Annotated in this window: 19 protein-coding genes and 3 pseudogenes; 5 read left to right on the top strand and 17 right to left on the bottom strand. The window is 69.2% G+C overall.

What is annotated here, in order from left to right:
• Positions 1-1,069: 1,069 nt before the first annotated feature.
• Positions 1,070-1,263, top strand: a pseudogene (locus POF73_RS46015) (site-specific integrase); the annotation flags it as partial.
• A gap of 195 nt (positions 1,264-1,458) precedes the next feature.
• Here the strand turns inward: POF73_RS46015 and POF73_RS46195 are convergent.
• Both POF73_RS46195 and POF73_RS46190 read right to left on the bottom strand, forming a co-directional pair.
• Complete coding sequence (locus POF73_RS46195; RefSeq protein ID WP_443049471.1) at positions 1,459-1,986, bottom strand: IS630 family transposase; 528 nt, start codon at positions 1,984-1,986, stop codon at positions 1,459-1,461.
• A gap of 155 nt (positions 1,987-2,141) precedes the next feature.
• A pseudogene (locus tag POF73_RS46190) lies at positions 2,142-2,204 on the bottom strand (hypothetical protein); the annotation flags it as partial.
• A 78-nt stretch (positions 2,205-2,282) separates the two neighbouring features.
• Here POF73_RS46190 and POF73_RS46185 point away from each other — a divergent pair.
• Positions 2,283-2,498, top strand: a complete 216-nt coding sequence (locus POF73_RS46185; RefSeq protein ID WP_443049470.1) for a hypothetical protein — start codon at positions 2,283-2,285, stop codon at positions 2,496-2,498.
• A gap of 97 nt (positions 2,499-2,595) precedes the next feature.
• On the opposite strand, the gene POF73_RS09815 is transcribed toward POF73_RS46185, so the two are convergent.
• Together POF73_RS09815 and POF73_RS09810 are read right to left on the bottom strand one after the other, a co-directional pair.
• Positions 2,596-6,156, bottom strand: coding sequence for a SpoIIE family protein phosphatase (locus POF73_RS09815; protein ID WP_272114159.1), 3,561 nt, complete (start codon positions 6,154-6,156; stop codon positions 2,596-2,598).
• Positions 6,157-6,812: 656 nt separating this feature from the next.
• Positions 6,813-7,301, bottom strand: a complete 489-nt coding sequence (locus POF73_RS09810) for a GNAT family N-acetyltransferase (RefSeq protein ID WP_272114158.1) — start codon at positions 7,299-7,301, stop codon at positions 6,813-6,815.
• Positions 7,302-7,803: 502 nt separating this feature from the next.
• On the opposite strand from POF73_RS09810, the gene POF73_RS09805 reads away from it, so the two are divergent.
• Positions 7,804-9,489: a ribonuclease J gene (locus POF73_RS09805; RefSeq protein ID WP_272114157.1), complete on the top strand. Its 1,686-nt coding sequence runs from the start codon at positions 7,804-7,806 to the stop codon at positions 9,487-9,489.
• Between the two features lie 704 nt (positions 9,490-10,193).
• Here POF73_RS09805 and POF73_RS09800 read toward each other — a convergent pair.
• From POF73_RS09800 to POF73_RS09790, 3 genes and pseudogenes are all read right to left on the bottom strand, one after another.
• Positions 10,194-10,325: pseudogene (locus POF73_RS09800) on the bottom strand (IS256 family transposase); the annotation flags it as partial.
• A gap of 303 nt (positions 10,326-10,628) precedes the next feature.
• Positions 10,629-11,189, bottom strand: a complete 561-nt coding sequence (locus POF73_RS09795) for a hypothetical protein (protein ID WP_272114156.1) — start codon at positions 11,187-11,189, stop codon at positions 10,629-10,631.
• 156 nt (positions 11,190-11,345) lie between these two features.
• Entirely contained in the window at positions 11,346-11,657 is a 312-nt protein-coding gene (locus tag POF73_RS09790) for a hypothetical protein (protein ID WP_272114155.1), read from the bottom strand.
• Between the two features lie 584 nt (positions 11,658-12,241).
• Between POF73_RS09790 and POF73_RS09785 the strand changes: the two genes are divergently transcribed.
• Positions 12,242-12,595, top strand: coding sequence for a cupin domain-containing protein (locus POF73_RS09785; RefSeq protein WP_097276207.1), 354 nt, complete (start codon positions 12,242-12,244; stop codon positions 12,593-12,595).
• Positions 12,596-12,698: 103 nt separating this feature from the next.
• On the opposite strand, the gene POF73_RS09780 is transcribed toward POF73_RS09785, so the two are convergent.
• The 8 genes from POF73_RS09780 to solA form a co-directional block, all read right to left on the bottom strand.
• Positions 12,699-13,682, bottom strand: a complete 984-nt coding sequence (locus tag POF73_RS09780) for a D-2-hydroxyacid dehydrogenase (RefSeq protein ID WP_272114154.1) — start codon at positions 13,680-13,682, stop codon at positions 12,699-12,701.
• Position 13,683: 1 nt separating this feature from the next.
• A complete protein-coding gene (locus POF73_RS09775; RefSeq protein WP_272114153.1) occupies positions 13,684-15,135 on the bottom strand; it encodes an NAD-dependent succinate-semialdehyde dehydrogenase in 1,452 nt (483 codons plus the stop codon).
• 41 nt (positions 15,136-15,176) lie between these two features.
• Positions 15,177-16,457 carry an NAD(P)/FAD-dependent oxidoreductase gene (locus POF73_RS09770; protein WP_272114152.1) on the bottom strand — a complete coding sequence of 427 codons (1,281 nt, stop codon included), beginning with the start codon at positions 16,455-16,457 and terminating at the stop codon, positions 15,177-15,179.
• Positions 16,458-16,717: 260 nt separating this feature from the next.
• Entirely contained in the window at positions 16,718-17,485 is a 768-nt protein-coding gene (locus POF73_RS09765) for an amino acid ABC transporter ATP-binding protein (protein WP_272114151.1), read from the bottom strand.
• Positions 17,482-18,438 carry an amino acid ABC transporter permease gene (locus POF73_RS09760; protein WP_272114150.1) on the bottom strand — a complete coding sequence of 319 codons (957 nt, stop codon included), beginning with the start codon at positions 18,436-18,438 and terminating at the stop codon, positions 17,482-17,484. The genes POF73_RS09765 and POF73_RS09760 overlap by 4 nt, the downstream gene beginning before the upstream one ends.
• A gap of 7 nt (positions 18,439-18,445) precedes the next feature.
• On the bottom strand, positions 18,446-19,465 hold the full coding sequence (locus POF73_RS09755; protein WP_272114149.1) for an ABC transporter substrate-binding protein: 1,020 nt from the start codon (positions 19,463-19,465) through the stop codon (positions 18,446-18,448).
• Positions 19,466-19,578: 113 nt separating this feature from the next.
• Complete coding sequence (locus tag POF73_RS09750) at positions 19,579-20,259, bottom strand: haloacid dehalogenase type II (protein WP_272114148.1); 681 nt, start codon at positions 20,257-20,259, stop codon at positions 19,579-19,581.
• Positions 20,260-20,375: 116 nt separating this feature from the next.
• Positions 20,376-21,512, bottom strand: a complete 1,137-nt coding sequence (solA, locus tag POF73_RS09745) for an N-methyl-L-tryptophan oxidase (RefSeq protein WP_272114147.1) — start codon at positions 21,510-21,512, stop codon at positions 20,376-20,378.
• Between the two features lie 276 nt (positions 21,513-21,788).
• On the opposite strand from solA, the gene POF73_RS09740 reads away from it, so the two are divergent.
• Positions 21,789-23,417, top strand: a complete 1,629-nt coding sequence (locus tag POF73_RS09740) for a PucR family transcriptional regulator (RefSeq protein ID WP_272114146.1) — start codon at positions 21,789-21,791, stop codon at positions 23,415-23,417.
• Between the two features lie 49 nt (positions 23,418-23,466).
• On the opposite strand, the gene POF73_RS09735 is transcribed toward POF73_RS09740, so the two are convergent.
• Together POF73_RS09735 and POF73_RS09730 are read right to left on the bottom strand one after the other, a co-directional pair.
• Positions 23,467-24,525 (bottom strand): tartrate dehydrogenase, encoded by a 1,059-nt coding sequence (locus POF73_RS09735; protein WP_272114145.1) that lies wholly within the window; start codon positions 24,523-24,525, stop codon positions 23,467-23,469.
• A gap of 73 nt (positions 24,526-24,598) precedes the next feature.
• Positions 24,599-25,483, bottom strand: a complete 885-nt coding sequence (locus tag POF73_RS09730) for a LysR family transcriptional regulator (RefSeq protein ID WP_272114144.1) — start codon at positions 25,481-25,483, stop codon at positions 24,599-24,601.
• Positions 25,484-25,547: the final 64 nt, after the last annotated feature.

The raw sequence follows: 25,547 nt of genomic DNA, 5'->3' as shown, positions 1-25,547 counted from the left end.
CTTGCCTCCTCGGACACTTCACCGGCCCGACGAGCGCTGCCCAGAGGGTGTCACCGACCGTCACTATGTCACCGTCAGGCCGTGCTGAGCCGCCGCCCTCCTGCACGAACGAAGCCCTTCTCCGAACAGCACCGCGAGGGTCGGCCGTCCAGAGCGCCGCCCGCACCATGCAGGAGTGTCTGGGCGCCACCGGCTTGCATTCCCGCGGCTCGGACGGAACCCACCTGCACGCTCGCACCCTCACCATCACTGGCCTCTCCTGCGCGCTGCCCGCCCTCGGCAACGGCGTATGCCGGGCTGAACGTGTAACGCTTGAGCAGGTACGGATCGGCAGTCCCGGTCCCCCAGGGCAGACCGGCACTTGCATCCGCGCGCACCGCCTGACGCTTTCAGGTGACGTCCGCTTCCGCGCGGAACTGATCAGCGGCCGCGTATTCGGGCTGCTCCCGCTGACCCTGTCCACGGCCACCGTGCCACCAGTTCCCGTTCCATTCCTACAGCTGACGGGCGTTCACGCCTCTGGACTATCGACACTGGCCAGCCATGCCACCACCCAGCAGACGAAGATTGCGCCCAGCGCAGTAACGGCCGGCTGCCCGGCCACCCGCCCCACGCCGCCGTCCCTCTCTCCCCCCACGTGATCGCCAGGCCCGAGACCAGCATCCTCTGAGAGAGCGATGGCACGAGGCAGAGGGAGCTGGCTCCTTGCAGCCTGCCCCGAGCCGAGGAGCTGACGGAGCGGACCTGGGCCGTCCGGCCGCCAGCCCGCCAACACCGATGGGTGGCCATGCGGAGTGCCACTTGACCACCCATAGTGACCGGCGTCGGAGCACGGGCGGAATCACCAGCCGCTCGACCAGTTCGGTTGCCCTTCGCTCGTCACGCGCGAGCGACAGGCCGTTTCGCTGGAGGGAGCGGTTCGCTGGAGCCGAAAACTCGGCGGGCCCCGCTTGGTTACCGTCGTGTCCAAATCAGGGACGTCCGTGACGGCCACGCCGAAGGCAGAACGGCCGACCTCGGTGACCTCCGCATGCACGTCACCGCACCGCGCCTGACCGTCAGGAGCCCACTGACCTGGTTCGCCGACGCAGGAGTCCAAGTACACGTCCTACACAGGATCGCCGGCCACGGATCCTGACCACCACCCAGCGCCGCCTGCACCCGGACGCACACAAGATCACGGCCGCCGGGGCAGCGCTCTCCGCCCACTTCAGCGTGCTGCGCGCACCGCGCTCGCCGCCGAGCCCGATCGCCGTGACCCGCCGACCCGCCGACCCACTGACTTCGGTCAAGGGCGCCCGTCCCCGACTGATCCCCACAAATGATCAAGGATCGGTTTCAGATTCCTCCGAAACCGGCCCTGACCTGCGACTGTCTCCAGTCGGGACGACAGGATTTGAACCTGCGACCCCTTGACCCCCAGGAGCGAGGGCAATAGGAACTAGCTTCATATATCAGTCAGAACCAGGGTGCAGGACGTGTGTCCCCGCGCATGCTGTCAAGGGTCGCGAGCACCGTGTGGTACCCAACTGGTCCCCATGGCAATGACACGTAGCCGCGGATTATGTGTGGCTGACGCTGGCGCCGGTGGAAGAACCTGCGGGTCTCGGCAGCGAGTTGGGCTTGGTCCCGGGGCCGACTGTGCATCGGAAGCCTCCGTTTGAGGTCGGCGTTGAGCAGCTCGTCGGGGTTCAGCTCCGGCGAGTACGACGGCAGGAAGTGCAGCTCGATGCGGTCGGGGTGACCGGCGCGCCAGGCGCGGACCTTCCGGGAGTGGTGGGCGGAGTGGCCGTCCACGACGAGGTGGACCTTGCGGTCGAAGTGGCCCGCGAGCCGGTCCAGGAAGCGGCACATGACGTCGGCGTCGAAGGTCTCGGTGAACACCATGAAGTGCATGCGGCCCTTCGTGCTGATCGCGGACATCGCGTTGACCGAGAACCGGTTGCCCGTGCGGCGCACGATGTGGGTGCACCCCTTGGCACCCAAGGTACGGCCGGTGACCTGGTCGGATGGGATACCGACCTGGTCGCGAAGAGCACCCCACCACCCTCGGCCTTCGCCTGCGCGTGGATCGCCGGCCAGGTCTCCTCCCGCCAGACGCGGACCGCTTCGGCGTCCTGCTCGACGGCCCGCTTGTCCGGCCGCTGGAAGGGCAGGCCCCAGCGGCGCAGGTACTGGCCCACCCCCTGCTCAGTCAGCCGCACCCGGTACAGCTTCGCGATCAGATCCCCTACCCGGGCCCACGTCCACAGCTGCCCAGCCAGCCCCAGGTCACAGGGACGGTGATCCAGTACAGCCTGCAGGACCGCCTGCTGCTCGACCTCGCCCAGGAGCTGATGCTCGCCGACCCGCCGCCCGCGCGACTGGGCCACCAGTGCCTCTCGTCTGCCCGCCGGCTACTTCGCCCACGACGTGTCCACCGCCTTGAGCGAGACCTGGAACACCGCCGCAACATCCTCGCGAGTCCGGCCCGCGACCAACGCGGCCACTGCCCGTAGCCGAAGCGCCTCCCGCGCCGACGGCGACAACTGCCGTTCATCCCCCACCAGTTCACTCACCCAGGGATCATCGATCCAGAACACCTACCGTCTCGGATCAATAACCATGCCTACGCGTAGTAGCGGTCGGTTGTATGGCCCTTCCGGCAGTCTGCGGGTCGCCGGTTCGCCACGATGGCTCGGCAGTGGCGGCGAGCAGGGCGGTGTCGTCGTCGACCCGGTCGGGGGCGTTCAGCAGCTCCAGGGCCCGTTCAATGATCTGCTGGGGGTCGGTGCGGGCGGCGACGGGGAGCGCGCCGCAGGTCTGGCGCAGGGCCGCCAGGCAGTCGTCCAGGGACAGCGCCCGGTTTTCCACCAGGCCGTCGGTGTACAGCAGCAGGCTGGTGCCGGGCGGGAACGCCACCTCGCGGTCGATCGGGGTGCTGCCCAGTCCCAGCGGCAGCGCCGGGGGCAGCTCCAGGTAGGCGGTGTCGGCGGCTACCAGCAAGGGCGGCAGGTGCCCGCTGGCGGCGTAGCGCAGGCGGTGGCGGTGTGGGTTGTAGACCGCGTACAAGCAGGTGGCGAAGCGTTCGGTGGCCAGCGACTGCAGGTAGGCGTCCAGCCTGGCCAGCACCTGGGCCGGGCCGGCGCCCTCCATCGCGAGGCTGTGCAGGGCGGAGCGGAGTTGGCCCATCACGGTGGCGGCTTCCACGTCGTGGCCCATGACGTCGCCGATGGCCAGCCCCACGGCACCGTCGGGCAGTGCGAGCACGTCGTACCAGTCGCCGCCGACCTCGGCGCCGCGGTTGCTGGCCCGGTAGTGGGTGGCCAGGCGCACCCCGGGCACCTGGGGCAGGCGGTGGGGCAGCAGGGCGCGCTGCAGGGTCAGGGCGAGGCGGCGCTCGTTGTGGTACCGGGTTGCGTTGTCGTAGGCCAGGGCCAGGCGGTGGGCGAGGTTCTCCAGATACTTGTGTTCGACCGCGGAGTAGTCGGTGTGCCGGACCAGTACGAGGGCCCCCAGTGTCTGGTCGTGGGCGTGCAGCGGCAGGGCCAGCACGGCGGCGGGCGCCGGGTGCGGGCCGGCTGGGGCTGGGGCAGTGCCGTTGATCGCGTGGGTGGCGGCGGTGGCCAGGGCCTCGCGGGCGAGAAGAGGGGTGCCTGCGATGTATGCCGGGGGCGACTGCGCCGGGGCGGGTGCCGCGGCGGTGAGGTGGATGCTGATCTGGTCGGCGAAGTCGGGCAGCAGGATCTGTCCGGCAGTCTGCAGTATCTGGTCCGGGTCGAGGGTGGCGGACAGCCGCAGGCCCGCGTCGGCCAGGGTGGCCAGCACGGCCAGCTGGTTGCGGGTCTCGGTCAGGACCTGTTCACGCAGCTGGGACAGTTCCAACCCGGTGCGGACGCGCGCCAGCAGCTGGCGCGCGGAGAAGGGTTTGGCCAGGTAGTCGTCGGCGCCGGCCTGCCGGCCCTGCACGGATTCCTCCTCGCCGGCGCGGGCGGTGAGCAGGACGATGGGCAAACGGGCGGTGCGCGGGTCGGCGCGCAGCGCCCGGACCAGCTCGAAGCCGTCCATGCGGGGCATCATCACGTCGCTGAGCACCAGCTCCACCGGCTGCGCCAGGGCCAAGTCCAGGGCGGCCCGGCCGTCGGCGGCGAGCAGCACGTCGTAGTCGGGCTGCAGGAGCTGGGTGAGGTAGGCGCGCATGTCGGCGTTGTCGTCGACGACCAGCAGGCGGGCCGGGTGGGGGCGGTCGGTTTCGTGCGGGCCGGGGCCGTGGGGGGCATCGTGGGTCGCGGGGGCGTGCGGGGTGCGTGCCGCGGGGGTGGCCGCGGCGGGGACGGGGTCGGCCGCCAGCCAGCCCAGCGCCTCGTCCACATAGGCCGCGGCGCGGCCGGGCCGGCCGCCTCCGCCTTCCCTGGGGGATCCGGCGCCGGCCGCGGGCGGGGCCGGGCGGGGCCGGTGGGCGGCGGCGAACGGGAGGTCCACGGTGACAGTGGTGCCCTGGCCGAGCCGGCTGTCCACGCCGACGGTGCCGCCGTGCGCTTCCACCAGGTCCTTCACCAGCACCAGGCCGAGGCCGCTGCCCTCGTGGGAGCGGGAGCGGGCGCCGCGGACCCGGTGGAAGCGCTCGAACAGGCGCGGCAGCTGGTCCGCGGGAATGCCGGTGCCGGTGTCGGTCACGGTCAGCCGGGCCCGGTCGCCGGCCGCGGCCACCTGCACCCGGGCGCCGCCGGTGAAGGTGAACTTCAGGGCGTTACTGAGCAGGTTGAGGATGATCTTCTCCCACATCTCCCGGTCCAGGTACACCGGCTTGGGCAGCGGTGGGCAGTCCACCTCCAGCGTCAGCCCGGCCGCCTCGAAGGCGGAGCGGAACACCCCGGCCAGCTCGGCCGTGGCACCGGCGAGGTCGACCGGCTCGAAGGCGGGGCGCATCTGCCCGGCCTCGGCCCTGGCGACGTCCAGGAGGGTGTTGACCTGCTTCAGCAGGCGCAGGGCGCCGCGCTCGGCCAGCTCCAGCTGCTCGCGCCGCTCGGGCCGGTCCTCGTCGGCCAGGGCCTGCTGGAGCGGGCCCAGGAGCAGGGTGAGCGGGGTGCGCAACTCGTGGCTGACGTTGGCGAAGAAGGTGGTCTTGGCCCGGTCCAGCTCGGCCAGCGCCTCCGCGCGCCGCCGCTGCTCGTCGTGGGCGAGCGCGGCCGTCAGCGCCCCGGCCACGGCGGCGGCGAGCACCTCCAAGAAGTCCCGGTAGGCCCCGGCCGGTGGGAAGCAGGGGTTGACGCCCACCACCAGGACGCCTCCCACCTGCCCCGCACAGTCCAGCGGCAGAGCCAGCGCCTGCTCGACCGGGAGCCGGGAGGCCGCGGCGTGGAGCCCGGCGGTGTTGTCGCCGGTGAGCGCGGCGGCCGGCAGCGCGGCAGGGGCACCGTCGGCGACGACCTGCGCCAGCCGGGTCGCGATCTCCGACCCGTCGGCCGCACTCAGCGAGGCGGCCTCGGGCGCCGGCCTCAGCCCGACGGAGGCCGCCGGCCGCAGCATCCCCGGCTCGGAGGCCAGGTACAGGCCCAGAAACGGGATCTCCTCGGGATAGGAGCCCAGCACCTCCGCGACGACGCGGGCGACCTCGCCCGGGGTGGGCAGCCCGGCGGTGCGGGCGCCGGTCTCGCTCAGCAGGCGCAGCCGGCGCTCGCCAAGCACCCGGCCGGTGGTCTCGGTGAGGATCTGCAGCACGCCGCCGGCGGTGCCGTCGTCCAGCAGCACGGGCTGGAAGGAGGAGTCGAAGTAGCACTGCTCCAAAAAGCCGTGGCGCTCCATGATGAGCGGCTCATCCGGGATCAGCAGGGGCTTGCGGGTGTCGGTCACATAGTGGAAGTGGGAACTCACGGGGGCCCAGACCTCGGGGAACACCTCCTTGTAGGGTTTGCCGAGCGCCCAGGGGTGTTTGGCGCCGGGAATGGGTGCGGCGCCCAGGTTGTACAGCGTGACGAATTCGGCGCCCCAGTACAGAGCCATCCCGTGCTCGGAGGTGAGCATGAGGCGCAGGGTGTCCACCAGGGGCCCCGGCCAGGACTCGGGGGGCCCGAGCGGCGTCGCCACCCAGTCGATCCCGGCCAGGAGCTCGCCGAACGCGCCGGCCTCGGCGAACATCCGGGCCGCCGCGGTGCGCGGGTCATCGGGCCGGGTCATCGAGCATCGTCCTCCTGGCGCCTATCTCATCCGCGCGTGCCCTCCCAAGGCTGCCGACGGCCACTCGCTGCGGACCTTGCGGGCAGATTGGACGCCGGATCCGACGGTCCTGGCTACGCTCCTGCCAGAATTACGAGGTCAAAATACCTAAAACCGTGATTTTCTCCGCAGTGTACGCCTGCAGCCGCACGCCGACGGCGGCGATCGTCGGCTCGCAGTCCCTGTGGGCGCCGACACCGCCGACGGTCGCAGGAACCCATGCCACGACGTCGCGAATCCTGCACGCCTCCAGGATCCGCGACGTCGTCAGCAGTGACGGCGGTTCGCCGGTGTCCTGCGCCAGAGATCCGTCGGCAGAAGCGGGACATGGAGTCGAGGATCTCTTCGACGGTCTTGGTCCAGATGAACTGCTTGGGGTGTTCGTTCCAGTCTTTGGCCCAGGCCCGGATGCCGGGCTTCCAGGCCAACGCGTGCCGATTGCGATGGCTCTGGGAGTGCCGGAGGTGAGGAATTCGCCGAGGGGAGGCCGCTGGCGCAGGCGATCACCACGCCAGGGCAGAGGCGACGGCACACACGGAGCGCGGGGCGTCAAGCGGCTCCTGCAAGCCGGCCACCATGCAGGCGAAAGCCGGTGCCCCGCCAACCGGCACACCGCGTCATTCCGAAGGAATGCGAAACTCGAATTCGGGACGGTCCCACGGCACGGCGGGCGGGTTCGCGAACGCGGTCCCGGTCCGCACCGCGCCGACGCGATGGTAGAAGCCCTCGGCGAGAACATGCGACACGACCTTGAGACGGTCGATCCCGGCGGCACGGGCCTCGGACTGCATGTGCGAGACGAGCAGCCGTCCAATACCCCGTCCTTGCACGTCGTCGGCGACGAACAGCAGGTCGAGCTCCGGTGGAGCGAGGACGAGGGAGTAGAACCCGAGGACCCGGCCTCCGTGTTCGTCAGCGCCGACAGCCACAAAGGTGCGGTGGGCCTCGATGTAATCAGCACCGACCCGGTAGCCCGCGACCGCCGCTGCGTACTTACCCTCGTAGGCACCTGAGCCACGCACGAGCCGCGTGAGCCGCTTGGCATCCCCCGCGACGGCCCTCCGTATCGTGATCGGCTGACGGATCGGGGAAGTGCGTGAACTCATCGGGAGAGTATTTCGCACCGGGGACTGCCTTCGCGCGGCGGGTCGGCTGCTCGGGCAGGCGCTCCTGCACCGCTCCCGGGAACCGCTCGCCCAGGCACCGATCGGCCACGTCACTGCCGCCGAATCGACCGCCCGCCGGCAGCAGCGCTCGGGGGCACCGCCATCTGTCTGCCCGACGAAGGAAGCTGCCTAGGGGCCCGCTCAGCCCACTTGCTCCTGAGCGCCGACGGCACCCGCGTCTCGACTACTTCGAGTGGACCAGTGCCGAGGCCCACCGGGAGACAGCGAACGCCGGAAAGCACGACAGGGCGCAAGAGATCGTCTCCAGCACCGGGTGAACGGTTCGGCCAGGGAAGGTGGCACCGCTTTCACAACTCCCCGTTCCGGCCGCCGGCGTGCTCCGATCGTGCCGAGGCACCCACTGCGGGCGCCCGGCTCCGTCGGGACAGGAGATCACACAGGCAATGGATCACCCTGTCCCGCTCTCCGGTACCGTCAGGGCATGAGTCATCCGCACCCCGAGCTGAAAGCCGCGCCGCCCCTTCCCGAAGGAGGGCTGCGGGTCATCGCGCTGGGCGGCCTGGGTGAGATCGGCCGCAACATGACCGTCTTCGAGCACGCGGGCAAGCTGCTCATCGTCGACTGCGGCGTGCTGTTCCCCGAGGAGACCCAGCCCGGCGTGGACGTGATCCTGCCGGACTTCACCTCGATCCGGGACCGGCTGGACGACATCGTGGCCGTGATCCTCACCCACGGCCACGAGGACCACATCGGCGGCGTGCCGTACCTGCTACGCGAGCGGTCCGACATTCCCGTCGTCGGCTCCAAGCTGACGCTGGCGTTCCTGGAGGCCAAGCTCAAGGAACACGGAATCCGGCCGCGCACGGTGCGGGTGCGGGAGGGCGACCGGCGTGGCTTCGGGCCCTTCGACTGCGAGTTCGTGGCGGTCAACCACTCCATCCCCGACAGCCTCGCGGCCGCGATCCGCACCCGGGCTGGGATGGTGCTGCACACTGGCGACTTCAAGATGGACCAGTTCCCTCTCGACGACCGCATCACCGATCTGCGCGCCTTCGCCCGCCTCGGCGAGGAGGGCGTGGATCTGTTCCTCACCGACTCCACCAACGCCGAAGTACCCGGCTTCACCACCTCCGAGCGTGAGCTGAACCCGGCGATCGAGCAGGTGATGCGCACCGCGCCACGCCGGGTCATCGTCTCCAGCTTCGCCAGCCACGTGCACCGCATCCAGCAGGTCCTGGACGCGGCCCACCAGCACGGCCGCAAGGTCGCCTTCGTCGGCCGGTCGATGGTCCGCAACATGGGCATTGCCCGTGACCTGGGCTATCTCAAGGTCCCCTCCGGTCTGGTCGTGAGCACCAAGGAGCTGGAGAAGCTCCCCGACCACAAGATCACTCTGGTGTGCACCGGCTCCCAGGGCGAACCCATGGCCGCGCTGTCGCGGATGGCCAACCGCGACCACGTGATCCGCATCGGCAAGGGCGACACCGTCCTGCTCGCCAGCTCCCTCATCCCTGGCAACGAGAACGCCATCTACCGGGTGATCAACGGACTCACCCGGTGGGGCGCCCACGTGGTCCACAAGGGCAACGCCAAGGTGCACGTGTCCGGACACGCCAGCGCCGGCGAACTCGTCTACTGCTACAACATCGTCAAACCCCGCAATGTCATGCCCGTCCACGGCGAATGGCGCCACCTGCGGGCCAACGCCGACCTCGCCATCCGTACCGGTGTCGACCCCGACCGGGTCGTCATCGCCGAGGACGGCGTCGTCGTCGACCTAGTGGACGGGCGCGCCTCCATCACCGGAAAGGTCCCCGCCGGCAACGTCTACGTGGACGGCATGGAAGTCGGCGGCGCCACCGAAGCGTCCCTCAAGGACCGCCTCACCCTCGCCGCCGAAGGCGTGGTCACGGTGGTGGCGATCGTCGACGCAGACACCGGCGCCCTCGCCGAGGCCCCCGACTTCCTGGCCCGCGGCTTCGTCCACGACGACGCCACCTTCGAGCCGGTCATCCCCGTCATCGAGAAGACCCTGGCCACCGCGGCCGAGGAAGGCGTCGGGGACGCGCGTCAACTCGAACAACTCGTCGCCCGCGCCGTGGCGAACTGGGCGTTCCGCACGCACCGCCGCAAGCCCCTCGTCATCCCCGTCATCATCGACGCCTGAGCCATGGCCCGGCAGCACGGTCCCCGTTCCGGCCGCGGCCCCGCCAACACCGAGGTCGGGCACGGGAGTCAGCAGCCACCCCGGAAGGCCGGGGTGGCAACGCACTCCACATGATGAGTCATCGGGAACATGTGCGGCCTGGGCCACTCCAGAGAACATGCAGGTCAGAGGCGTTTTCCCGCCCCGGTCCAGGTCCCGTGAATGACTCCGTGCGTCATACGTGCGTCACCGCCACAGACTTGCGTCAGAGACACGGGGACCACGACCACAACTATGGCCACAGCCTACTCGGGGCAACCCGAGCCGCCCATGGCGGCGCTAATCGCGGGCGCCCCGCCCACAATCCCTTCGGAATCGGCAGGCCGACGCAAGAAACCCGCTGATTGGCAAGCACCAAATCAGACGAGCGCACGGAAAGGCAGGGGCACAGACACAGAGGGATGCTGCAATCGCCTAACCCACCACAGGGGAGGAGGCATCACGATCCCGTCCCACCCGGTGCGCGTCGGCCCCACCCCCTCCACCCATACGATGCCTCTGCCTCTCCGACCGAGGTTCCCGACAGCCACTTCGCTATCGCAATCTGGTCGCAGCGCTGCGGCACCCAGACGAACGGCACGCCTGCCTCGGCACGCGCACGGTGACGAGGCACTCGTGGAGGTACACGCCTTCGTCAACCTGTACCGCCGTCTCGGCTCGGCATCGACGGCGTCGGCCTCGGCGGACATGAGCACGTCGGCGAACATCTTGACCATCGCGCGCAGCAGATCGGGACTCGCCGTGGCGAGATTGTCTTCGGCGAGGGCGTGCAGGGGCACACTGTCAGGTGCGGTCATCGTGCTGATCTCCTTCGGGCTTCGACACCTCGAAGATCAGCCGGTGGCCGTTCATCTATGCGGGCATCATCCCTACGCCGGAGCAAACCCCCGGATCAGGTCGAACCCGTACACCATCTCCATGGACGCAACCCTGGGAGGTTGAGCAGCGACGCGTGCCGCCCAGTGTCCGGGCGGATCTGTACGTGTCGCTGGACTTCCCACAGCAGGGCCGCAACGGCGCGTACTTTCTTGAGATCGACCTCAGTACCGCCCCCTCGCCTCGGACCCGGCGTGCGATCTCAATGTCCTCCTCAAGTGCGCTCAGGCGAGGTGGTGTCCTGGAGTCATCCCGCACAACGACGTGAAGGAGGTCGCCCACTCGGGCTGGTTCTCCGGGTCCTTGAACGCCTCCGGGTCCTTCAGCAGCGCGTCGAAGGCGGCGAACTCCGCGCCTCCCTTGGCCATCTTGGCCGCCGCTGCCACGCCCCGGATCTCGTTGAGCGCCTTCAGCGTCCGCTCCACCGCCCGGATGACCTCCATCACCCCACGGATCGCGGAGGCCAGCACGGTGCCCTCCTTCTCGATCCGGGCCACCAGCGCCACCACCTTGACCGCCCGCGAGCCAGCCATGAGGGAGGAGACGACGGCCGAGGCACCGCCGGTCAGCACGGACAGCGCCAGACCCGCGATCTCGAACTCGGCGATCTCCGCGACCAGCACGCCCATCTCGGTGAGCAACTCGTGGGCCTGATCGGCGAAGTCGTCCAGCGCCTTCGCGCCCTCGCGCAGTGCGTCCGCCATGTCGGTGGCCTGATTGCGGGCCGTCTTGGAGCGTTTGTGGAACGCCTTGGCGGCCTTGCCCTCCCACTCCACGTCCGCCATCGCCTTGCGCGCGGCCTCGGCCGCGTCGTCCAGGCATCCGGGTCGACGGCCGGATCGGTGATGCCCAGGAACTCCAAGCCACTGGCGAGGTTGTCGCCCATCATGTGGTTGAACTTGTTGACGTAGTGCAGGGGGTTGAGGTCGACCACGTCCGGCTCAGCCCTTCTTGGCGCGGGCCTGGGCCGCCAGCAGGAGGTCGAGCAGGTCGAAGGCGTCGGATATCTCGCCGATCAGCTTCGCCTCCGCTTCCCACTCGTCGTCCAGTTGCTTGGTGAGCTCGGAGAGGGTGGTCATGCCCTCCTCGATCTCGCTCTTCGCACCGAGGAGGGAGCCGAGGGCGCCGAGCGCATCCAGGTCGTACGAGGCCGATTTGAACTCCTGCAACGGCTTCGTCGTGTGATGTCCCACCGCCCACAGCCCCGTCGCCGCCTTGTGCATGGACGCCGCTTCCTTACCCGGGTCGGCCACGCCACCCCACCCCCGGCGGCAAAGTGTCGCATTGCAGGGACCGCCCACCGATGCCTCAACAAGGACTAGGCTCCGCCGACCTTGGAGTAGGTCATGGTAGGGAGCAGTGAATGCGGCGCTGGCGGCAGCTGATCATCGACACGTGGGGTGCGCTGGCGTACAAGCCAGCGTTCCAGCAGGCGACCGAGGGACGGGCTGATGCGCGCAGACCCGTCCATGCCGCTGGATGCGCCCGCGGCGACCGATCCGCTCATGGCCATGAATGCCCCTCTGGCCTCCCGCCTGACACAACGTCCGAACATCGTGCCCACAACGGACAGATCACACGTGGGCTCCGTGCGCAGCGTCAGAAATACTCGATGGGCCGGGGCAGTCGTACGCTCCACACCGCTGGTGCAGGCCGCCGCCCAGCAGGTCGCCTTCGATGCCGATCGTCCGGCACTTCATGTCGGAGTCAAAACCCGTGGCGGCAGCCGTCAGGCCCTGCTCCGAGACGTGCGACGAGCTGATCGAACTCGGCCCGGTGACGCCTGGTACGTCCGCTCCCGATTTTCGTCGTTGTCCCATCCAGTAGAGGAAAAGAAATGTCACTCCTGAAGACCATCGATCCCACCCCCTCCTTCGCGCCCCAGGAGTCCGGCCCGCTGCCGGAGCGCCTGATTTCCGGCAACCCGACTTACAAGACCTGGGCCCAGGACGCCGCCCGCGGAGAAACGATCAAAACGGGCGTCTGGGAAGCCACGCCCGGCGAGACGCACTCGATCAAGGGCGAGCTCTTCGAGTTCTGCCACATCCTTTCCGGCGTCATCGAACTCACACCGAAAGGCGGCGAGCCGGTGGTCTACAAGGCAGGCGACAGCTTCGTCATGAAGCCGGGCTACGTCGGTGTCTGGAAGACCATCGAAACCGTGCGCAAGATCTACCTGACCGTTTCATAAAACCCGGCTCAGCGAAGCAGTACGGGGCGATGGGACCGGGCAGCTGCCGCCCGGCCCCATCCATGCTGCTCGGCGTCCGTGTCCAGCCAGGTGCTGCTCGCCTTCAGGCTGGGCGCGTGTCGTCGACCACGTATCCGCGCCGCTTGTCCACCACGTTGCGCAGCGGTCGGCCCTCGAGGTGGCGGGCGAAGTTGTCGAAGAACACCTCGATGAGCGCCTCCCGCTCGCTGGTGGTCTCGCCCGCCGTGTGCGGGGAGATGATCACGCCGGGCATGCCCCACAGTGGTGATTCGGCAGGCAGCGGTTCTTGAGCGAATACGTCCAGGGCTGCGCCGGCGAGCCGTCCGGCGGCGAGGTGGTCGACCAGCGCCTCCTCGTCGACGAGTCCGCCCCGGCCTACGTTGATCAGCCGCGCCCCCGGCTTCATGGCGGCGAGCACGGGAGCGTCGACCATGCCCCGGGTGCCCTGGGTGAGGGGGGCTGCCAGGACGACGTAGTCCGCTTCCGTCAGGGCGGAGCGCAGGGTCGTCGCACCGTGAACAGTGCCGAAGTCGGGATCGTCTGTGCGGGACTTGCGGCCCGCACCGCTCACCCGCATCCCGACGGCGCGCAGCAGCCGGGCGATGGCCCGGCCGATCGGCCCCGTCCCCCAGACCAGCACAGTGCGTCCGGTGATGTCGTCACTGGGGCGCGGACGCCACTCGCGGCGCCGCTGGTGCTCCCAGGTGCCGGGGAAGTCCTTGGCGAGGGCGAGGATCAGGCCCAGGACGTACTCGGCGGTCGGCTGCTCGTAGACGCCGCGGGCGTTGGTCAGGGCAACGTGCGGATCGTCCACCAGGGCGGGGAACAGGAAGGAGTCCACGCCCGCGGAGGACGCGTGGACCCAGTGGGGCGCCTTCTGCGGATCGTCGGGCCACGCCTCCCGGATGGCCGGGGTGATGTTCACCCAGGCCAGGAGGATGTCGGCGCCGGGGAGGAGGTAGGGCAGTTCCTCCTCGGTGGCGTAGACGGTGTCCGCGAGGCTTTCGATGCGGTCGGTGGCGGGGGGCCGGTTGCCGCGGTAGAGGACGACGAGTCGCTCGCGCATGTCAGACTCCGACGGGGACGGCCATGTACTTGTACTCCAGGAACTCGTCGATGCCGACGCGTCCGCCTTCGCGGCCAAGGCCGGACTGCTTGACGCCACCGAAAGGCGCAGCGGGGTTGGAGACCAGTCCGGTGTTGATGCCGATCATGCCGCTTTCGAGACGTTCGGCGACACGCAGGGCACGGTCGAGGTTCTGGGTGAACAGGTAGGCGGCCAGACCGAATTCGGTGTCGTTGGCGGCGGCGACGGCCTCGTCCTCGCTCTCGAAGGTGCGGATCGCGGCGACGGGGCCGAAGATCTCGGTCGCGATGATCGCGGAGTCCGGGGCGATACCGGTGAGGACAGTGGGCGGGTAGAAGCAGCCCGGCCCTTCGGGGAGTTCACCGCCGGTCAGGGCAGTGGCACCGCGCTTGACGGCGTCCTGCACCAGGTCGTGGGCCTTGCTGCGGCCGGCGGCGTCGATGAGGGGGCCGACGTCGGTGCCGGGTTCAGTGCCGGGCCCGACGGTGAGTGCAGCCATACGCGCGGTGAGGCGCTGGGCGAACTCGTCGGCGACGGAGGTGTGGACGAAGATGCGGTTGGCCGCACAGCAGGACTCGCCCATGTTGCGCATCTTGGCGACCAGGGTGCCCTCGACGGCCACGTCGAGGTCGGCGTCGTCGAAGACGATGAGGGGCGCGTTGCCGCCCAGCTCCATAGAGGTGCGGATGACAGTGTCGGCGCACTGGGCCAGCAAGATCCGCCCGACCTGGGTGGAGCCGGTGAAGGAGAGCTTGCGGATCTTCCCGCCGCGCAGGAGGGGTTCGACGACGCCGGCGGCTTCGGAGGTGGTGACGATGTTCAGCACACCGGCCGGCAGGCCCGCTTCGGTGAGGATCTCCGCCAGTGCGAGGCTGGTCAGGGGCGTCTGGGGGGCGGGTTTGAGGACGATGGTGCAGCCGGCGGCGATGGCGGGGCCGATCTTGCGGGTGCCCATCGCCAGGGGGAAGTTCCAGGGGGTGATGAGCAGGCAGGGGCCGACGGGCTGACGGGCGACCAGCAGACGGTTCCTGCCGTCGGGGGCGGTCATCATGCCGCCGTCGATCCGGACGGCTTCCTCGGAGAACCAGCGGAAGAACTCCGCGCCGTAGGCGACTTCGGCACGGGCCTCAGTCAGGGGCTTGCCCATCTCCAGGGTCATCAGCAGCGCGAGGTCCTCGGTGCGCGCGATGATGATGTCGTAGGCGCGGCGCAGAATCTCGCTGCGCACGCGCGGCGGGGTGGCGCCCCAGGCGGCCTGCGCGGCGACCGCCGCCTCGACGGCACGCCGGCCGTCGGCGGGTGAGGCGTCGGCGACCTGGCACAGTTCCTCGCCGGTGGCCGGGTTGTCGACGGAAAGGGTCCGGCCGGACTCGGCGTCCTGCCAGGCACCGCCGATGAACAGCTGCTTGGGAACATCACGGACGACAGTCATCGTGGGTATCTCCTTGTAGGTGTAGAGAGGCTGCCGACCGGTCAGCGGATGCGGTCAAGCGTCTTGTAGTAGGCGCCTGCGAAGGGCAGGAACCAGGCAGTGCCGTTGTAGAGGGGAATGCGGGGCGGGGCGATGTCGCGGACGGGGTTGACCTCGGGGTGGCCGTCCAGCACCTCGGCCATGACGTGCCCCATGTGGGTGGCCATCTGCACGCCGTGGCCGGCGTATCCCATGGAGTAGTGGACGCCGTCCTCGGTCTGCCCGGCGTGCACGATGCGGTCCATGGCGAAGCCGACGGAGCCGCCCCACACGTACTCGATCCTGGTGCGGGAGAGCTGGGGGAAGATCTCGCACATCTCACGGAACAGGACAGCCCCGCTCTTCTTGTCCGAGGTGGGGTCGGACGGTGCGAAGCGGGCGCGGCCGCCGAACAGCAGCCGGTTGTCCGGGGTGAGTCGGAAGTAGTGGCAGACCTTGTTGGAGTCGACGATGAGGCGGGCCTTGGGGATGATGTCCCGGGCGAGTTCCTCGCCGAGCGGCTCGGTGACGATGATGAAGCTGCCCACGCAGACCTGCTGGCGGCGCAGCCACGGGAAGTTCTTGTCGGTGTAGGCGTCGGTGGCCATCATGACCTGCCCGGTACGGATGACACCGCGCTCGGTGCTGACCTCGAACCGGCCGGCGGCGGTACGGCGCACGCCGATGGCCGCGTTGCGCTCGTGGATCTCGACACCGGTGCGCTCGCACGCCTCGGCCATACCGCGCACGAAGCGGCCGACGTGCAGGGCCGCGCTGAACGGGTCGAGCAGGCCGCCGTGGTAGGCGTCGGAGCCGATCTCGGAACGCAGTTCGGCCTTGCCGATCAGAGTGGTCTCGTGTCCGAAGTGCTTGGCCAGGACGCGCTGTTGTGCCTTCTTGCTCTCGAAGTGGGCGGGGCGGGACGCGACACCCAGGCGTCCGACGCGGCGGAACTGGCAGTCGATGGACTCCTCGTTCACGAGCCGCTCGACGGTGTCCACGGCCTCGCCATAGGAGTTGTAGATCTCGCGGGCCCGTTCGAGTCCGTACCGGCGGATGGCCTGGCCCACACCGATGGTGAAGCCCAGGTTAGCCATGCCGCCGTTGCGGGCGGAGGCGCCGGAGCCGATCTGACCCTTTTCGACGAGGGTGACGCGGGCGCCCTTGCGGGCGGAGTGCAGGGCGGTGGACAGACCCGTCAGGCCGGCGCCGATAACCACCAGGTCGGTGTCCTCGGTCAGCGGCTTGCCGGATCGGTCGGGAAACGCCCCGGCGGTTTCTATCCAGTAGGGAATCGTCTTCATGTCGGGTCCTTAGCGGGGAGTTTCGAAGAGGGCGCGGCCGGGCGGCACCAAGGGCCCGGCCGACGGCGATGTCAGTTGCGAGGGCGAGGACGCCAGGGCGATGAGGACCGTGCTGACGGCTGTGACGGTCGGGGCGACGTCGAGACGGCGGGTGTTGGAGACCAGGGACCGGCAGGGCGCGGGTCTCACGTTCACCGCAGTCGGTCAACGGCTCCTCCAGCCTCGCTGCCGCAGCCGCCGCCACCTGTCGGTGCCACTGCCTACAGCACTCTTTCGAGGAAGGCTTGGGTGCGTTTCTCACGGGGGTTGGCCAGGACTTCGCGGGCGTCGCCGCGTTCGACGGCGATGCCTTCGTCCATGAAGAGCACTTCGTCGGCGACCTCGCGGGCAAAGCCCATCTCGTGGGTGACGAGCAGCATGGTCATTCCGTTGCCGGCGAGGTCGCGCATGACGGCGAGTACTTCGCCCACGCGCTCGGGGTCCAGCGCGCTGGTGGGTTCGTCGAACAGCATGATGGTGGGTTCCATCGCCAGCGCGCGGGCGATGGCCACGCGCTGCTGCTGACCGCCGGAGAGCTGGGCGGGGTACTTGTGGCCACAACCCTTGAGGCCGACCTTGGCCAGCAGCTCTTGTGCCTGCTCCCGGCAGGTGGCGCGGTGCTTCTTCTGCACCAGCACCGGTCCGGACATGACGTTGCTTTCGGCGGTCATGTTGGGGAACAGGTTGAACTGCTGGAACACCATGCCGATGCGGGCGCGTTGCTCGGCCAGCCGTTTCGGGCGGACGGCGTGGTAGGCGTCGTCCTTCTCGACGTAGCCGAAGTCCTCTCCGTTGACCTTCAGGACTCCGCGGTCGACGGTCTCCAGGCCGTTGATGCACCGCAGCAGGGTGGATTTGCCGGATCCGCTGGGCCCGATGATGCAGGAGATCTCCCCGGCTGCGACGGTCAGGTCGATGTCACGCAGAACCTGGTGACGTCCGAAGCTCTTGCACAGCTTGCGGGCGACGATCGTTCCATCGGCGTTCACAGCAGGGACTCCCTCGTGGTGGGAACTGGCTGGCCCGCCCCCGGCTCGGCCGGCGTGGCGGCCGGGGTCAGCCGTGCACGGGTCGACCGGGAGAAGCGGCGCTCGATCATGGACTGCGGCACGCTCAGCACCAGCGTCATGATCAGGTACCAGAGGCTGGCCACGATCAGCAGCGGGATCGTCTGGTAGGTGCGGGCGTAGATCGCTTGTGCGCTCTGCAGCAGATCGGCGACGCCGAGCACGCTCACCAGCGAGGTCTCCTTGAGCATGCCGATCACCTGGTTGCCGGTGGCGGGGATAATCGCCGGCATCGTCTGCGGGATGATCACATGCCGCAGCTTGGTGAACCCGGACATGCCCAGGGACTCCGCGGCCTCGTGCTGTCCGCGGCTGACCGAGGCGAACCCTCCGCGGATGATCTCGGACATGTAGGCGGCCTGGTTGAGCGTCAGGCCCACGATGGCCGCGGTCATCGGCGTCATGATCGCGTTCACGTTCACCGGCGTGGAGATGCCGGTGAACGGGATACCGATCGAGAGGTTCGGGTACAGCGCCGCGATGTTGAACCAGAAGACCAGCTGCACGAGCACCGGGGTGCCGCGGAAGAAGGTGATGTAGAGCTGGGCCAGCCCGGCGACGGGCCGCTGGTGCGACATGCGCATCACCGCCAGCACCAGCCCCAGCAGCGTGCCCAGACCCATGCTCGCCGCGGTCAGGAGCAGCGTGACCAGCAGGCCGTTGAGGATGGTCTGCGTGGTGAAGTAGCTGAACACCACGGGCCAGCGATAGTTCTCGTTCGTCACCGCGGTCCACACCAGACCGGCGACGATCGCGATGGCCACGGCCCAGGCCACGTAGTCGCGCGGACGCTTCGGCGTGATCCGCTTCTTCTCTTCGGCCCGTAGTTGTGGCACCGGTCCGCTCCTGGTCGTCGTGGTCTCGATCACGTCCATCGGCGTCTCAGTCCTGCGGGACGGCCGCGGCCGCGGTCTTGATCCCCAGGTCCTGGAGCCCCCAGCGGCCCAGCGCCTGGGCGTACTTGGGGCTGTCGATGATCGACTGGAGGGCAGCCTGCACCGCGGGGGTCAGCGGGGAGTCCTTCTTCAGGGCGACGGTAACGGGCTTGGTGGTCACCAGGGGCTTGAGGACGTCGAACGTCTTGGGCTGCTGCACGGCCGCCCACTCGAGCGCGATGAAGTCGTACATCACGGCGTCGATCCGCTTGGAGACCAGCTGGGTGAGAGCGTCGTTCACGCTGGGCAGGGTCACGGCCTTGATGGCCGGCTTGCCCTTGCTCGTACAGTCATGCTTCGACAACTGGGGCAGCCACTGCAGCTCCTGGGTGCTGCCGGAGGTGACACCGACGTGGTGCCCGCACAGCGTGTGGGTGCCCAGTTTCTGCGGGTTGCCGTAGGGGACGGACACTCCGGTCCCGGCCTTGAAGTAGTCGACCATGTCAAGCGCCTTCAGTCGGTCGGTCGTGGCGCCCATGGTGGAGGCGGTGAAGTCGTACCGGTTGGCCTGCAGTCCGGTGATGATGGTGTCGAACTTGACGTTGTTGATCTGGAGCTTCAGGCCGAGCTTGGCGGCGATCAGCCGGGCGATGTCCGGGTTGAATCCGATCGGGGTCTTGTTGTCCGATGCCATGAACGTGGTGGGCGGGTACGACAGGTCCATGGGCACCGAGAGCGTGCCCTTGGCCTTCACCGCCGCGGGCAGCAGCTTCACCGCGTTCTGGTCGGGCTTCACACCGACGGAGATGTCGTCGGTGTGCTCGGCCGACGGGCCGGATCCTGCGCCCTGTGCCGTGCTCTTCGCCCCCACGTTCTGCCCGGTGCCGCCCGCACCGCACGCGGCGAGTGCGAGGGCCAGGGCGGTCGTGACGATCGGGATGCTCAACTGCCGGTTGACCTGCATGGCGGCAGCTACGGCGCCTGCGGTGCGGCGTACGGTTCTGCGGCCTGTCCGGTTGTTTTCCATGTCGGTGCCTCCTGGGGAACGCGAGGGATACGGGGAGCCTGTGATGCGAGAGATACGGAGCCCGTGATGGGGACGATGCGTGGATCGGGCCGGGGGGACGGCGTCGTAGCGCGTCAGATGCCCAGCATCTGGTTGAGCTCGTCGAGGGACTTGACGGTCACGTAGTCGTAGCCATGGGTGACCGGGTCGTAGCCGCGGTCCAGGAGGACGAGGTTGCGGAAACCCATGTCGTGCATCGGCATCAGGTCGTAGCGGGTGTGCGAGGAGACGTGCACGAAGTCCTCGGGGGACGCGTCGAGCTGGTCGAGCATGTACTCGAACGCCGCGTAGCGGGGCTTGTAGTAGCCCGCCTGCTCCGCGGTGAAGACCGCGTGGAAGTCCGCGCCGAGCCGGGGCACGCTCTCCGTGAGGAAGGAGTCCTCGGCGTTGGAGAGGATCACCAGCTTGTAGTGCTCGCCCATCTTCTTCAGCGGTTCCGGCACATCCGCGTGCGGGCCCCAGCTGCGCACGCCGTCGGCCAACCGCCTGCCGGCGTCCGGGGCGGCCTTGACGCCCCACTTGCGGCAGACCGCCTCGAAGGCGTCCTGCAGCGTCTGCTCGTAGGGGCGGAACGCGTCGAGGATCGAGTCGTAGCGGTAGCCGCGGAACTCCTTGACGAACTGGTCCCAGTGCTCGGCCGGGATCTGGTCACCGACGAGTTCACGGGTGATGGGGGTCATCGGCCACTCGATCAACGTGCCGTAGCAGTCGAACGAGACGTACTTCGGGCGGAACTGGAACGAGGGAATGGGCATGGAAGTGCTCCACTTTCTTGCGTCGGGGAACTGGTCAGAGCCGGTGCGGCTCTTTTGGGCATGCTCACAACAAAGACGCCGGGAGTGGGGGTGATGACGTCGGCAACCGCCGGGGATCAGGCGGCGCCGACTCCTGCCGGAGCAAGGAAGTCGATGGGGTGCTCCGTGGTGCCGTCGAGCGCCAGGTCGGCGGCGATCTCTCCCATCGCGGGCGAGAACTTGAAACCGCTGCCGGAGAACCCGGCCATGACGATGATGTCGCCCTCGCCGGGGAGATGACCGACGATCGGGTTTCCGGACTCCGTGTAGCCCTCCATGTAGGCCGACATCCTGATGGGGTCGGGGTTCAGGTCGGGCATGAGTTCATCGATGAGCTCGCGGAAGACACCGAGTTCGTCGGGGCGGACGGTACGGTCGAGCCGATCGGGCTGGGGCACCGGCGCATGGTATTTGAAGGAGAGACCGAGCTTGACTGAGATGCCGTCGGGCGACGGGATTCCGAAGCAGTCGTGGGGTGCGGCGCGCACGAAGGAAGGGGCACCGCCCGCGAACCAGTCGTGGCGGGTGGGCAGGTGCCAGGAGCAGATCACCCGGCGGACGTCGACGGTCCGGGGGAGGTCCGGGAGCAGGGTGTTGATCCAGGGGCCCACGGTCACCACGGCGGCGTCCACGTGGTCCGTGCCCTGGTCGGTGATGATCTGCACCCCGCCGCCCGCGGCGGGGACGACCTCGCGCACCGTGGTGTAGCGGTGCAGCCGGGCGCCCAGGTGCTCGGCACGGGCGGCGGCGGCCTGGATCGACGCCTCCGGCCTGATGACGGCGCCCAATCGGTCGAGGACAGCGGTGTGTCCGTCCGGGAGCCGGTGGTGCGGGTAGCGGCGGCCGAGTTCCTCCCGGTCCAGGACCTCGTGATCCAGCCCATGGGCGGTGCTGGTGGACAGGAGGAGGCGCATGGACGGTGAGGCGGTCTCTCCCATCACGAGGCTGCCGCTGCGGCGTCGCAGCGGCAGGCCCGTCTCCGCCTGGAGCTGCTCCCACATCCGGTCCGCCAGCCGCAGCAGCGGAATGTACCCCGGCTCGCCGAGGTGGACGGCTCGGTAGATACGGCTCTCGCCCCCGGCCGCGCCGCGGTCGTGACCCGGTGCGTAGCGGTCGTAGCCGATGACCTCGGCTCCGCGGGCGGCCAGTCGCCACATGGCCTGGCTGCCCATGCTGCCGGCACCGACCACGGCGACGCGCTTCGGGACGCGCATGAGGTCGCTCCTCTCGATGGTGTGGTGGGTGGCAGTCGGGCCCCAGCACTGTGAGGACACCGTGCGGACCTTTCCGGTTCGCGTCCTGCTGGGGATGGCGTTCACTCTCCGCCCGGGGGAACCCGCGGGGCAACCCACACTGTGTTCCGCCGTGGAGCCTTCTTGAGACGGTCTGTCACCGCGGACGGTCGGGCTGTACGAATGCCAGGCCCCCTCTTGTCACGATGGGTGGCCGGTGCGAAGGTGAGCCATTCCCTCCGGATGAAAGCACGTCCTATGCCGCCCAGACGTCACGCAGCCGGGCACTTCCCCACGGTCAGGGAGGTTCTGCGCCTGCCGGTGCTCGCCGAAGGGATGCCTCGTGTGCTGGCGGGCGAGTCACGGCTGGACAGCCCGGTGCGCTGGGTGCATGTCACCGAGCTGCTCAACCCCGCGGACTTCCTGGAAGGTGGCGAGCTGATCCTGACGACCGGTGTGCCGCATCCCGAGAACGCCTCCGAGCTGCGCGGCTACGTCGACCAGCTCTCGGACGTCGGTGCGGCCGGCCTGATCGTGGAGCTCGGGTACCGATACCAGAAGGTGCCCCAGGAGCTGGTGGCGGCGTGCCGTGCCCGTGATGTACCGCTGGTCGAGCTGGCCCGTGGCGTCCGGTTCATCGATGTCACGCAGACGGTGCACGCGCTCATCCTCGACGCCCAGGGGGCCCTGCTGCGCCGCGGGCGGGACATCCAGGACATCTTCACGGCCCTGACGCTGCGGGGCGCGGACCCCGAGGCACTGGTGCACACCACCGCGGAGCTCACCGGAGCCCCCGTGGTGCTGGAGGATCTCACCCACCGGGTCCTGATGTGCGAGCTGCTCGGCCGGCCGTACGAGCCGGTGGTGTCGGCCTGGTCGCGGCGTTCGCGGGCCGCTCCGACGCCGGAGAGGATCACGCCGAGCGGCCCGGAGGGGTGGCTGATCGCGCCGGTGCAGGACCACCACGGCCCGTGGGGGCGGCTGGTGCTGCTGGAGGACCGGCTGAGCGCCGAGCCCGACCCGGAGCACGTCCTGGTGCTGGAGCGTGCGGCGATCGCGCTGACCATGGCGCGTCTGGCGGGGCAGGCGTGGTGGGAGCGGCGAGCCCACCGCTCCGTACTGCGGGACCTGTACGAACGGCGTTTCCGCTCCCCCGCGGACGCCCGCGCCCGCGCCGAGGCGCTGGGACTGCCCACCCTCGGACACCGCCTGTTCGCCGTGGTCATCCGCCACCCGTACACCGGCACCGAGGGGGAACACCTCGACGAACGGATCGCGAAGGCGCTGACGCACACCGGTGTCCGCACCCTGGTCGGCGAGACGGCCCCGGGCCGCATCGGTGTCCTCATGGCTCTGGCACAGGCGAGCGCCTGGCAGCCGGTCGCCGAACGGATCGGCCGCCTGGCCCGGGAAGAACTCGGACCGCGGGCAGTTGTCGCCGTCGGCCCCGGGGTGACCGATCTCGGCGGGATCGCCCGGTCGTGGCAGGAGGCGGAGCAGACGGCCGAGGCGATCACACCGGCCTCCCCCGAGCGGTGGTTCTACGTCCCCGCCGACGTCCGGCTGCCGGAGTTGCTGGGCATCCTTCGCGAGGACACCCGTCTTCAGCGGTACGCCGAACGGCAACTGACCCGCCTCATCGAGCACGACGACCGCAACAGCGGCGATCTACTCCCGGCACTGCGCGCCTATCTGGCGGCGGCCGGGAACAAGTCGGTCGCGGCGAAACGCGCCGGCATGTCCCGGCAGGCGTACTACCAGCGCCTGCACACCATCGAGCGGCTCCTCGGCTGCGACCTGGAGTCAGGACTGGAGCGTACGTCCCTGCACGTCGCGGTGCTGGTTCTGGACGCGGGAGAAGCAGCGGCAGAGGGCGCGCGGGAATGATGACCGGTGGGCGGCGTCGTCCCTGCCGCCCACCGCGGAGGAACAGGGCTCAGAGGAGCTCGATCAGCGTGTCGGTGAATTCGGCGGTGGTCGCGGTTCCGCCCAGGTCACGGGTGCGGGCATCGGTCTTGGCCAGGACCGAGGCGATCGCGTCCGTGATGTCCTTGGCCGCGGCGGGATGGCCGAGGTGGTCGAGCATCATGGCCGCGGACCAGATCGCGCCCAACGGGTTGGCGATGCCCTGGCCTGCGATGTCGGGCGCTGAGCCGTGTACGGGCTCGAACATCGAGGGGAAGTCGCCCTCGGGGTTGAGGTTGGCCGCCGGGGCGATGCCGATGGATCCGGCGACCGCGGCGGCGAGGTCGCTGAGGATGTCGCCGAAGAGGTTGGAGGCGACGACGACGTCGAAGCGGGCGGGGTCGAGGACGAACTTGGCCGCCAGCGCGTCGATGTGCTCCTGGTCCCAGGTGACGTCGGGGTGTTCGGCGGCCCGCTCGGCGATCAGCTCGTCCCAGAACGGCATGGTGTGAATGATGCCGTTGGACTTGGTGGCGGAGGTGAGCTTCCCTCGGCGGCGGGCGGCGAGCGAGAACGCGTAGTCGGCGATACGGGTGACCCCGGCCCGGGTGAACACCGCTTCCTGGACGGCCAGTTCGTCGGGCGTGCCCTGGTTCAGCCGTCCGCCGATCTCGCTGTACTCGCCCTCGGCGTTCTCCCGCACGATGACGAGATCGACCTCGCCCGGCTGTGCGCCGCGCACCGGGCTGTCGATGCCTGCGAAGACGCGGACGGGCCGGAGGTTGACGTACTGGCGGAAGCTGTGCCGTATCGGGATCAGCAGCCCCCACAGCGAGACATGGTCCGGCACCCCCGGGTAGCCGACGGCGCCCAGCAGGATCGCGCCCTTGTCGCGCAGCTGATCGATCCCGTCGGCGGGCATCATCGCGCCCTCCCGCAGGTATCGCTCGCACGACCAGTCGTACGAGGTGTAGGACAGGCTGAAGCCGTGGCGGCGGCCGAGAACATCGAGCACCTGCTGTGCTGAGGGCAGTACCTCGGCGCCGATGCCGTCGCCGGGGATCAGGGCAATGCGGTGGTTGGTCGTCATGCCGTCGATTGCAGCAAGGCGGTCCGCGGGGCGTCCAAGACGCAAAGCGGATCTCCCTTATAAGCGGCGCCTATCAGCTGCCGGAAGCCGAGATGGCGGCCGTGACGAACGCGGCAGCCGCCGGTGACAGGCTGCCGCGGCGGCTGACGAGAGCGATGTCCAAGGTTCTCTCCGGCTCGATGTCCAGGACGCGGGCGCCCAACTGCCGGGCGAGGTCCCGCCAGGAATCCATGACCACCGCGAGCCCCACACCGGCCAGTACCAGGGGCATGAGCGACACCCGGTGCTCGGTCTCGGCGGCGACGGTGAACTCGATGCCCTGTTCCCGCAGCGCGTCGACGTAGGCGCGCATCCCGGTACCCGGCTGCCCGACGATCAGCCGCTGTCCGGCAAGCTCCTGGCACTCGACAGCCGTCCGATCAGCGAACGGGCCGTCGGCCGGCACCATCAGCACAAAGCGCTGCCGCCCCAGTGCATGGCAGACGACCTCCTTGTCGGAGAACGGCCCGGCGGACGCCAAGAGCCCCAGTTCCACGGCACCCGTGCGCACCATGTCGATCACATCACGCGAGGTGAACGCCGCTTTGATGGCCACGGAGACGCCGGGATACCGGTGGCTGAACGCGCTCACCAGACTCGTCAGCGGCTCCACCGCCTGCGACGGCACGGATGCCACGTCCAGGCGCCCCTCCCGCAGCTCATGCACCGCCGCGACACTCGCCCGCGCCGTCTCCAAACTCCGCACGGCCTCCCGGGCAGGCTCGATCAGAGCCCTTCCGGCCTCCGTCAGCACTGCCCTACGCCCAATGCGATGGAACAACTCGGAACCGAGATCACGCTCCAGTGCCCGCACGGCCTGCGACAGCGACGGCTGCGACACGTACAGAGCCGAGGCCGCGCGGTTGAACCCCCCACGATCAACGATCGCAAGGAAGTACTCCAGCTGCCGAATATCCATTGCGCACCCTCTGTCCCTCAACACAGCAGCCGACGACTCGATGGTCCCGCCATGGTTGCGTGAA

The sequence above is a fragment of the Streptomyces sp. HD genome (genome assembly GCF_028369295.1).
In the GTDB taxonomy this organism is placed as follows: domain Bacteria; phylum Actinomycetota; class Actinomycetes; order Streptomycetales; family Streptomycetaceae; genus Streptomyces.
The sequence above is the reverse complement of the archived record's forward strand: the minus strand, read 5'-3'. Positions and strand labels throughout refer to the sequence as shown.

What these genes read in the sequence shown, in the direction of transcription:
- POF73_RS09760 (WP_272114150.1), bottom strand. Translation starts at nt 18,438, where the DNA reads ATGGACGTGATCGAGACCACGACGACCAGGAGCGGACCGGTGCCACAA.
- POF73_RS09795 (WP_272114156.1), bottom strand. Translation starts at nt 11,189, where the DNA reads ATGGCGGACGTGGAGTGGGAGGGCAAGGCCGCCAAGGCGTTCCACAAA.
- POF73_RS09730 (WP_272114144.1), bottom strand. Translation starts at nt 25,483, where the DNA reads ATGGATATTCGGCAGCTGGAGTACTTCCTTGCGATCGTTGATCGTGGG.
- solA (WP_272114147.1), bottom strand. Translation starts at nt 21,512, where the DNA reads ATGCGCGTCCCGAAGCGCGTCGCCGTGGTCGGTGCCGGCAGCATGGGC.
- POF73_RS09810 (WP_272114158.1), bottom strand. Translation starts at nt 7,301, where the DNA reads ATGAGTTCACGCACTTCCCCGATCCGTCAGCCGATCACGATACGGAGG.
- POF73_RS09770 (WP_272114152.1), bottom strand. Translation starts at nt 16,457, where the DNA reads ATGAAGACGATTCCCTACTGGATAGAAACCGCCGGGGCGTTTCCCGAC.
- POF73_RS09735 (WP_272114145.1), bottom strand. Translation starts at nt 24,525, where the DNA reads ATGACGACCAACCACCGCATTGCCCTGATCCCCGGCGACGGCATCGGC.
- POF73_RS09815 (WP_272114159.1), bottom strand. Translation starts at nt 6,156, where the DNA reads ATGACCCGGCCCGATGACCCGCGCACCGCGGCGGCCCGGATGTTCGCC.
- POF73_RS09755 (WP_272114149.1), bottom strand. Translation starts at nt 19,465, where the DNA reads ATGGAAAACAACCGGACAGGCCGCAGAACCGTACGCCGCACCGCAGGC.
- POF73_RS09750 (WP_272114148.1), bottom strand. Translation starts at nt 20,259, where the DNA reads ATGCCCATTCCCTCGTTCCAGTTCCGCCCGAAGTACGTCTCGTTCGAC.
- POF73_RS09785 (WP_097276207.1), top strand. Translation starts at nt 12,242, where the DNA reads ATGTCACTCCTGAAGACCATCGATCCCACCCCCTCCTTCGCGCCCCAG.
- POF73_RS09775 (WP_272114153.1), bottom strand. Translation starts at nt 15,135, where the DNA reads ATGACTGTCGTCCGTGATGTTCCCAAGCAGCTGTTCATCGGCGGTGCC.
- POF73_RS09740 (WP_272114146.1), top strand. Translation starts at nt 21,789, where the DNA reads ATGCCGCCCAGACGTCACGCAGCCGGGCACTTCCCCACGGTCAGGGAG.
- POF73_RS09805 (WP_272114157.1), top strand. Translation starts at nt 7,804, where the DNA reads ATGAGTCATCCGCACCCCGAGCTGAAAGCCGCGCCGCCCCTTCCCGAA.
- POF73_RS09780 (WP_272114154.1), bottom strand. Translation starts at nt 13,682, where the DNA reads ATGCGCGAGCGACTCGTCGTCCTCTACCGCGGCAACCGGCCCCCCGCC.